7 protein-coding genes are annotated in these 8,381 nt (G+C 49.6%); 6 read left to right on the plus strand and 1 reads right to left on the minus strand.

Features of this window, described 5'->3' with window-relative positions; all coding sequences use genetic code 11:
- Window positions 1-115 precede the first annotated feature (115 nt).
- The 5 genes from gatB (at window position 116) to QW71_RS35195 (ending at window position 6,555) form a co-directional block, all read left to right on the plus strand.
- Entirely contained in the window at window positions 116-1,561 is a 1,446-nt protein-coding gene (gene gatB, locus QW71_RS35175; protein WP_039310388.1) for an Asp-tRNA(Asn)/Glu-tRNA(Gln) amidotransferase subunit GatB, read from the plus strand.
- A 103-nt stretch (window positions 1,562-1,664) separates the two neighbouring features.
- Window positions 1,665-2,138, plus strand: a complete 474-nt coding sequence (locus tag QW71_RS35180; protein WP_039310390.1) for an N-acetyltransferase — start codon at window positions 1,665-1,667, stop codon at window positions 2,136-2,138.
- A gap of 37 nt (window positions 2,139-2,175) precedes the next feature.
- Complete coding sequence (locus QW71_RS35185) at window positions 2,176-4,098, plus strand: DUF4097 family beta strand repeat-containing protein (RefSeq protein ID WP_235441638.1); 1,923 nt, start codon at window positions 2,176-2,178, stop codon at window positions 4,096-4,098.
- A 125-nt stretch (window positions 4,099-4,223) separates the two neighbouring features.
- Window positions 4,224-4,655 (plus strand): Fur family transcriptional regulator, encoded by a 432-nt coding sequence (locus tag QW71_RS35190; RefSeq protein ID WP_039310392.1) that lies wholly within the window; start codon window positions 4,224-4,226, stop codon window positions 4,653-4,655.
- A 178-nt stretch (window positions 4,656-4,833) separates the two neighbouring features.
- Window positions 4,834-6,555: a glycosyl hydrolase family 18 protein gene (locus QW71_RS35195; RefSeq protein WP_039310394.1), complete on the plus strand. Its 1,722-nt coding sequence runs from the start codon at window positions 4,834-4,836 to the stop codon at window positions 6,553-6,555.
- 107 nt (window positions 6,556-6,662) lie between these two features.
- Here the strand turns inward: QW71_RS35195 and QW71_RS35200 are convergent, their stop codons facing one another.
- Window positions 6,663-7,028, minus strand: a complete 366-nt coding sequence (locus QW71_RS35200; protein ID WP_039310396.1) for a DUF2614 family zinc ribbon-containing protein — start codon at window positions 7,026-7,028, stop codon at window positions 6,663-6,665.
- A 131-nt stretch (window positions 7,029-7,159) separates the two neighbouring features.
- Between QW71_RS35200 and QW71_RS35205 the strand changes: the two genes are divergently transcribed.
- A complete protein-coding gene (locus QW71_RS35205; RefSeq protein WP_039310397.1) occupies window positions 7,160-8,035 on the plus strand; it encodes a nucleotidyltransferase-like protein in 876 nt (291 codons plus the stop codon).
- The last annotated feature ends 346 nt before the right edge of the window (window positions 8,036-8,381 follow it).

Below are 8,381 nucleotides of genomic sequence, written 5' to 3' on the forward strand. Positions count from 1 at the left end.
GGCGGTCGCTACCGCTCCTACAGTTCCAAATTTCCCCTCCGCTTCTTTTGTTTTTTGTTTATTTCTTTAGTGCTTCTTATATAATTTGAGTATATGCCCACAAAACTTTTAAGGGATGAGATTATCTATGTCTAAATATGAAACGGTCATCGGGCTTGAAGTTCATGTGGAGCTTCATACCAAGTCCAAAATCTTCTGCGGGTGCTCTACAGAATTCGGCGCTCCGCCCAATACACATACCTGTCCGGTCTGTCTCGGCCATCCCGGCGTATTGCCGGTTCTTAACCGCCAGGCCGTAGAGTACGCGATGAAAGCCGCAATGGCGCTTAACTGTACGATTGGCGATGTCAGCAAATTCGACCGCAAAAACTATTTTTACCCCGATTCGCCAAAAGCGTACCAGATTTCGCAATATGACCAGCCTATCGGCCTGAACGGCTGGATTGATATTGAAGTGAACGGAGAGACCAAACGAATCGGCATCACCCGTCTTCATCTGGAGGAAGATGCGGGCAAGCTGACTCATGTGGACGGCGGCTTTGCTTCACTGGTTGACTTCAACCGGGTGGGGACTCCGCTTATTGAGATTGTCTCTGAGCCCGATTTGCGTTCACCGGAGGAGGCGCGCGCCTATCTGGAGAAGATCCGCGCCATTATGCAGTATTGCGATGTATCCGATGTGAAGATGGAAGAGGGCTCGATGCGCTGCGATGCCAATATCAGCCTGCGGCCGGAAGGCCAGGAGGAATTCGGCATCCGGGCAGAGCTGAAGAACATGAACTCCTTCCGCGGCGTACTCCGAGGTTTGGAGTATGAGCAGTTCCGTCAAGGCGAGATTCTTGACGACGGGGGGATCGTTGTCCAGGAGACCCGCCGCTGGGATGAAGCTGGGGGCAAGACCTTGTCTATGCGCGGTAAGGAAGAAGCGCATGACTACCGTTATTTCCCGGACCCGGATCTTATCGTGCTGCATATCAGTGATTCCTGGAAGGAACAGATCCGTGCGACCATTCCGGAGCTTCCGGATGCCCGGCAGGCCCGTTACAGCGAAGAATTTGGCCTGACTGCCTATGATGCGGGAGTGCTTACCTCATCCAAGCCGCTTGCCGACTTCTTTGAAGGCAGTCTGGCCTATACACAGGATGCCAAGGCTGTCGCCAACTGGATGATGGGAGACCTGCTGGGATATTTGAACAGCAATAATCTGGAATTATCCCAGGTGAAGATTAAGCCGCAGGGGCTGGGTGAGATGATCGGCCTGATCGCAGGCGGAACTATCAGCAGCAAAATTGCCAAGACCGTCTTCAAAGAAATGCTGGAGAGCGGTAAGCTGCCGGCAGTTATTGTTGAAGAGCGGGGGCTGGTCCAGATCAGTGATGAAGGGGCAATCAAAAAAATTGTCCAGGATGTGGTCGCTGCTAATCCGCAATCTGTCGAAGACTACAAGGCCGGCAAGAAACAAGCGATCGGCTTCCTCGTTGGCCAGGTTATGAAAGAAAGCAAAGGGAAAGCAAACCCCGGTCTTGTTAACACACTGCTCGCTGACGTATTGAACAGCTAGGGGCTGCTTTTAGGTAATAGATTGGGTAATAAGTCATAGAATCATGAGCACAGGGCTTGTCGGCAACGGCAGGCCCTCTGCAGTATATAAGGGGACTGTACGGATGGATACAATTGTGAAGCTGGATCTGCAGGATGAGATAACGCTGGATGAGCTCTGGAGTCTTCAGCATAAGGCGTACCGCCTGGAAGCGGAGATGATAGGGTTCCGTGATATTCCGCCGCTGCTGGAGACCAGAGACATGCTGAGCCGGGTTAAAGAGGACTTCTACGGCTGTTTCGACGACAGTGAGGAGCTCATGGGGGCTGTTGCAGTGATGGAAGAGGCTCCCGGTAAGCTGACCGTTACACGCATGATGGTAAGTCCGGATCATTTTCGCCAAGGGGTGGCGGGCAGAATGTTAGAATTTATCTTTGCCCGTTATGCGGAAATGGATCAGTTTATCGTATCAACGGGGAAGCTGAATGTTCCGGCAGTAACGCTCTACACCAAACACGGGTTTATTCCTGCAGGTGTTGAAGAGGTAGCTCCGGGTGTGGAGCTGATAGAATTTCACCGGAGCGGCAAGATTGAATGACAGGCGAAGCAAACGTTCTGAAAGGAGGAGTGCCGAGATGAATTCAGGTCAACATGATCATGAGAATAATCCCGTGCAGGATGAAGAGAAGGAAGCTGCTTTGCAGGAAGCTGAAGCTGGCGGAGAACCTAAGGCCCCTTATATCCCTCCCCGCCAAAAGCGGCGTCCCCGCAAACGCAAATTTATAGCCGGCCTGCTGGCTGCAGTTATTCCCGGCACGGGACATCTGTATCTCGGGCTGCTCCGTAAAGGAATTTCGTTTATCTTTCTTATTCTGCTGGATATTGTGGCGCTGCTGTATTTCTCATCCATCGGGATGCAGATCAATGTACCGCTGCTAATTTTGCTGGCGCTCCTGATCCCGGCGTTGTACTTCTATAATGTGTTCGATGTGCTCCAGTCTGCAGACCGGATATTGCGCTTCCCTGAAGAGCATGACCCTGAACTATCGGATATGAATTCTGCGAAGAATGCAGGGCGCCGGGTGAGAATCAGCGAGCCGGGGGTTTCCTTTGGTCTGCTGCTGCTCTTTGGCGGGACGCTGCTCTTCCTCTTCCGCCAGAAGCCGCCCTGGCTTCAAGTGTTCATTGAGAACTCCGCAGGTGCAACCGTAGCGGTTCTGCTGATGATTCTGGGCCTGCTTCTGGGTGTACGGGAGATTGCTAAGGACTCGGGCGCACGTCTGAGCAAGGAACGGCGGAGCCGGCGTGTGGGCAGATACACTGCATCCGCAGTACTGATTGCTGTCGGAGTTCTGTTGCTCTTGGATTGGCGTGAAGGAACAGATTATATGATGATGCTGCTGAAATGGTGGCCTGTCATTCCGGTATTATGGGGAGTGGAGTATCTGTTAATTCACTTCTTTTCGCGCCGCCGCAGCCAGAACGTTACTATTGCCAGAGCCCGTATGGACCTGCGCGGGCTGCTCTCGGCCATTCTGCTCTCGGCATGTGTGTTTATTGTAACGGAGCAGGAGCATTATCTGCATCTGTGGAACCGGGTCAGTCTTAATTTGACTGTAGCGGCAGTTGATTATGGAGAAGCTGAAGGAAGCCGTTATGAGAAGGCTCCGCTTATTATTCCAGTTGAACTGAATACGTCCGGAATCAATATTGATGCGATTAACGGAGATATCCTGATCCACCGGGCTGCTGTGGAGGATATTGAGATTACAGCAACAGTCTGGGTGGATCAGCTGGACGGGGTACTTGCCGAATCCATTGCGGATCAGTCTTTTGTCGATGTGACAGAAGACACGACGATCAAGATCACTCCCCAGGGGAAGGCGTACGGTGAATCCGGCAAACGCCAGCCGCGGATAGATCTGGACATTTCCCTGCCCGAGGACCGCCGGTTTGATCTGGGGGTCCGCACGATGAACGGCGGTATTACTCTGCAGAACGTGGAGGCTATTTCAGATATTTCTCTGGAGACAGGGAACGGGGAGCTTATCCTGCACCGTATTTACGGCAATGTAAAAGGTAAAACCCTCAATGGCGCAGTACGCGCCAGAAACGTACAGGGGAGTGTTGAACTGACTACAAGCGGTGGTGATATGGGGGCCTGGGAGGTTAGCGGGGCTCTGAAGCTTTCATCGGCAGTTGGTAATATATCGGCAACGGATAGCGGAGATGCACTGGATCTGTCCACGAAGAACGGCAATGTGGAGGTAGCCGGAGCCAGATCGAAGCTGCATGCCGAATCTTTGAACGGCAGAATCAACATTCGTTCGAACGACTTCGGCGGAGACTGGGATATCTACAGTGCTGTCGGAGATATCGATCTCTACTTGCCGCTTACGGGTAATTATACGGTGGAGGGCTCAAGCGGGTACGGGGATATTGTAACGGACCTGCCGGGACTTGTAATCGACAAAAAAACCCTCTCCGGCCAGATCGGAACGGGTGAGTTCAAGCTTCGTGTGGATGGAAACAGCAATCTAAATGTGAGCAAATATTGAATTAAGTAATTTTTATTATATAATAATAAATATAATGTAAGGACTTCGTTGACAACATTGAAAGCCCGGTCTTACAATTACATTAGAGTTATTATTAAGTTGTATAATTAAAGGCGGTGGCATGGATGGGTAGTGGCGTACAGCATGCATTGGAGCAACTGAAGACAACCGGTGTCCGTATTACGCCTCAGCGTCATGCGATTCTTACGTACCTGATGGAAGCGATGAATCATCCTACGGCAGACGATATTTACCGAGCGCTTGAGCCTCAGTTTCCCAGTATGAGTGTGGCAACGGTGTATAACAATCTTAAGATGTTTATAGAAGCGGGTATGGTCCGCGAGCTGACCTACGGTGACAATTCCAGCCGTTTCGATGCCAATGTGTCTGATCATTATCATGTCATCTGCCAGGAATGCGGTAAGATTGAGGATTTCAGCTATTCTTCTCTCCATGAGGTAGAGGAGCGTGCCGAATTGGCTACAGGCTTTAAGATTCATGGATTACGTATGGAACTGTATGGTGTTTGCAAATGCTGCAACGAGAAGCAGCACTAAGATATGGAATTGCAGGCGTGTAGAATCCGAATGCGGATTTTACACGCTTTTTCTATGGAGCTGTTACAAAAATACAAAGCTTCCAGCAGTTTGGCGCAACCAATAGGGCCGCCATGTCGTATACTTAACAGAAGCGCTACCTGATTATAAATTTATCATACTGTTTGGAGGATATATTTTGGACAGAAGACAGAGACAAAGACGCGTCAAAAAGCGTGGAAGTCTTTTTCGCCGCTTATTGGGACTTGTCATTATAGCTGCCGCAGCCTTTTGGGTTGTTTATTATGTATTACCGAACCGTCAGCATCTGGATCCGGATTGGAAGGGGCTGGAGAAGCCTGTTTTTGTTAAGGGAGAGCTTACCGGATACTCAGCCTCAGGGACAGGGGACAGCCTGCTATTACCACTGCCGCTATTACAGGAATACGTAGATTCATCTATCCGTTACGAGGAAAAGAGCAAGTCTGTGATTCTGTCGACAGACAGCAGTCTTTTATATATGCAGGAAGATTCAACAGCAGCAAGTTTGAACAATGAGCCCCTGCAGCTTCGTCTTGCGCCTGAAGAGAAGGATGGGGTGACATATCTTCCGGCAGATACACTGGAGGACTTATATGGCTTTGAGGTAGACGAGGATATCAGTACCGGTGCAGTTCTGTTAATGACTGCCGGCGAAACGGTGCCGTTAGGCAAAGTGAAGGGTAAGGAAGGCGGACGGACCAAAGCGCTCCGCAGCGGAGCCTCCGTACATGCGCCAATCCTTGCTGATATGCCGCCGGGAGCCACAGTGAGAATCTGGAATTCAGACATCAAAGGCTGGCTGTATGTGCAGCTGGAGAGCGGATATACAGGCTTCGTCAAGGCGGACGATATTCTAGCAGACGGGAATAGAACAGTAGTGCAGCAGCCTGTGGCTCCTACCCGTGCCGAACGCAGCTGGAAAGGAAAGCCCGTTAATATGTTCTGGGAGGCAGTCTACGAACGCAAGCCGAATCCTGCGAAATTCGCTGATTTGCCAGGAATTAATGTGGTTAGTCCAACATGGTTCAGCATTATCGATGTTAATGGTAATGTTCGCAGCCAGGCTGACAGCGCCTATGTAGAGTGGGCTCACACCCAGGGCATGGAGGTATGGGGACTGCTCAGCAACAGCTTTGAGGCGGACCTGACTACGGAGGCACTATCCACGTATGACAGGCGGATGAATACAATTGTGCAGATGCTGAAGTATGCGGATCTGTACAACCTGGACGGTATTAATATCGACTTTGAGAATGTATATACCAAGGACGGACCTAATGTAACCCAATTCATGCGGGAACTGAAGCCCATGGCTCAGAGCCGGAATCTGATTGTCTCTATTGATGTAACTCCGAAATCAAACAGTGAAATGTGGTCCTTGTTCCTGGATCGCCGGGCGCTTGGAGCCGTGTCGGATTTCCTGATTGTGATGGCTTACGATGAGCATTGGGCGGCTAGTCCGGTTGCCGGTTCTGTAGCTTCCCTGCCGTGGGTGAAGAATTCTATAAGCCGTATTATTGAAGAGGATGCAGTCCCTGCCGAGAAGCTGATTCTGGGGATACCATTGTACACTCGTATCTGGACCGAGAAGACCGAGAAAGGTGAAACCAAAGTAAGTTCCAAGGCCGTCAGTATGAATGCGGTCCAGGAGATACTTGCCGAGAAGAAGCTGACACCGGTTCTTGATAAGGAAGCAGGACAGAATTATGTGGAATACAAAGAAGAGGATGTTTTGCGCAAAATATGGATCGAGGATAAAGTTTCGCTGGCAGCCAGAGTCGATCTGGCGCAGTCCTTCGGCCTTGGCGGTGTAGCCTCATGGAATCGGAGCTTTGCCAATCCGGAAGCGTGGGAAGCACTCAAGGCAATTGTTGAATAATGCTTAGGTGGATTAATTATAAAATGGGTGTCGTCCAGTAGAGGACGACACCCGTTTTGTTTGTATCCGGCAGGAGATTATTTCTGTAAAGATTCATATGAATTCGATTATTGCTTCAATTGCTGGACTTCAAGTTCTTCAGCGGTAATTGTGGCTTGTGCAGGGTCCATCGTAAGGATGGTGTGACAGAACATACAGCGGTCCGTTTTGCCAAGCATTTTGGTCAGCTTATGGCATTCGGGACATTCCACCTGGACAGCACTGGTTGAGAGCATGCCCGCCCAGAAGTAGATGGCCAGACTGGCCATCATGGAGATTAGACCAATGACGAGACCGATAGCAGCGACAACCTTGCCTGCAGACCCCCAGAACACAATGCCTGCGGTTCCCATAATCATAAGGCCCATACCCAGCATCGTAAGAAGCAGTCCCCAGGTGCGAAAAGCGTTGATTTTAGCCGATTTAAATTTCATGAGTATTATCTCCTAACTGAAATATAGTTCGGTTGTCCAGGAGGAACTGACATGAATATGTAGAATATCATTTATGTAAAGAGAATTATAACTGACTGGATGCAAAATCGCCAAATTTGATGGAGGGAAGTATGGAACTGTCCAATTTGACCCTATTAAGTGGGGAGACATTTGATGAGAATGTTCTTGGAGCCGTTGCTTTGCGGCAAAGAGGCAATGACACGTTTCAGAGCGCGCTGCTGCACGACTTTGATATGATGGTGCTCATGCTGCATGAGGAACAGGAGACAGAGCGAATTATAACCCACACCATTGCCGGGGACAGGCGGACGCAATCCGTGCATGTGGGTCTATCTGCATTGGAACGCGCTGTGATGGCAGGGGACAATAATGAACTCCTTACCAGTTTAATGTCCGGTGAGGTGATCTGGGACCCTAAGGGGATATTGGCGGAGATGCGGAAGGAACTCATTCAGTTTCAAGGTCCGCTGAAAGAGCGGGTATTGTTTATGGAATTCTCCCGGTTTCTACATATGTACGTGAAGTCGAAACGTTACCTTGAAGCAAGCTGTACTATGGATGCTTATAACTGCGTGCTTATCGCTTTGTATCATTGGGCGCGTATTGAAGTGAGCGAGGCCGGATATTTTCCGGAACCCGCAGTTTGGGGACAGGTCAAGAATTTGAATTCTCCGGTTCATAAGTTATATGAAGAACTGACAGTAAGTACAGAAACTTTGGAGCAGAGAGTCGAACTGATTTTGCTGGCCTGCGAGTTTGCGTTAATGTCAAAAATGGCGGATTGCTGCGCCATGCTTCTCCATATCCTGAGCAGCCGCAAGGAGGCTTGGAGTATTAAAGAACTTCTGCAGCATTCAGGACTGAGCCAGCTCCAGGCAGAACTGCCGCTTGTTCTGCGCAAGCTTGTATCGCGTTCATTAATTAGAGAAATTACTTCTTGGGCTGTAGAGGCCGGGGACGGGCATGCAATTCGTTATACCCTTTAGGTATGCGGCTGTCCACGGACATGAATAGACCTATAATAGAAAAAGTAAGCAGGAGGATGGAGAGAGGTAGTGTACTCTCTTTTTTTATTTGTTCCTTGCTGCATGAGCGCAGATAATGAGGGGGATATTTAGGGTTGACTAGGACGCAACTTATGTGATAAATTATAACTCGTCCCTCTGACATAACGATGCGCTGCAAAGCAGTCGTAAATCAGCCGAAAAAAGAAATCAAAAAAAAGGTTGACTAAAACGAGGGCGCTGTGATATATTATAAAGGTCGCTGCTGAAACAAACAACGGCGACGAAAGATGAGACATTGATCTTTGAAAACTGAACAACGAGTGAG

This window comes from Paenibacillus sp. IHB B 3415 (genome assembly GCF_000802655.2).
Taxonomy (GTDB): Bacteria; Bacillota; Bacilli; order Paenibacillales; family Paenibacillaceae; genus Paenibacillus_AQ; species Paenibacillus_AQ phytohabitans.

Bases quoted from the DNA above. Each gene is read 5' to 3' on its own strand.
- gatB (WP_039310388.1), top strand. From the start codon at position 116: ATGAGATTATCTATGTCTAAATATGAAACGGTCATCGGGCTTGAAGTT.
- QW71_RS35180 (WP_039310390.1), top strand. From the start codon at position 1,665: ATGGATACAATTGTGAAGCTGGATCTGCAGGATGAGATAACGCTGGAT.
- QW71_RS35185 (WP_235441638.1), top strand. From the start codon at position 2,176: ATGAATTCAGGTCAACATGATCATGAGAATAATCCCGTGCAGGATGAA.
- QW71_RS35190 (WP_039310392.1), top strand. From the start codon at position 4,224: ATGGGTAGTGGCGTACAGCATGCATTGGAGCAACTGAAGACAACCGGT.
- QW71_RS35200 (WP_039310396.1), bottom strand. From the start codon at position 7,028: ATGAAATTTAAATCGGCTAAAATCAACGCTTTTCGCACCTGGGGACTG.
- QW71_RS35205 (WP_039310397.1), top strand. From the start codon at position 7,160: ATGGAACTGTCCAATTTGACCCTATTAAGTGGGGAGACATTTGATGAG.